Origin of the sequence: Arthrobacter sp. GMC3 (genome assembly GCF_002929305.1) — a bacterium.
Lineage (GTDB): Bacteria > Actinomycetota > Actinomycetes > Actinomycetales > Micrococcaceae > Specibacter.
In genome coordinates this window covers 1-513 of sequence record NZ_PJIO01000171.1, presented here as the reverse complement: position 1 = coordinate 513, position 513 = coordinate 1, and the positions used below count along the sequence as shown (strand labels likewise).

Here is a 513-nt window from a genome sequence, read left to right as displayed (position 1 = left end):
TCGTCTGCTCGGATACCGACTATTGCGCGCAGCGCGCCCAGCAACAGGGGAGCCGCCCATGAGCGCCGCCGAACAACTGCTGCCCGCCACGAGCGTCGGCACCGAGCCGCTGTTCGCGGTGCGCGACCTGACCCGTCTGTACGGCCCGGACAAGGGCTGCCAGGGCGTTTCCTTCGAGCTCTACCCCGGCGAAGTGCTGGGCATCGTCGGCGAGTCTGGCTCGGGCAAGTCCACCCTGCTCTCGCTGCTCTGCGGCCGCTGTCCGCCGGATCGCGGCAGCGTGCAGTACCGCGATGCTGCCGGCGACTGGCTCGACCTCTACGCCGCCAGCGAGGCCGAGCGGCGCACGCTGCTGCGCACCGAGTGGGGCTTTGTCGAACAGAACCCGCGCGACGGCCTGCGCATGGGCGTTTCCGCCGGCGCCAACATCGGCGAGCGGCTGATGGCCCAGGGTGTGCGGCATTACGGCCAGCTGCGCGCCGCCGGGCTGGACTGGCTGCAGCAGGTGGAGAT

At 71.0% G+C, this 513-nt stretch carries 1 protein-coding gene; it reads left to right on the top strand.

Features of this window, described 5'->3' with window-relative positions; all coding sequences use genetic code 11:
* Window positions 1-58: 58 nt before the first annotated feature.
* Window positions 59-513, top strand: a 455-nt coding sequence (locus CXQ94_RS24160) for an ATP-binding cassette domain-containing protein (RefSeq protein WP_146070433.1), incomplete at its 3' end; no start/stop codon positions are given.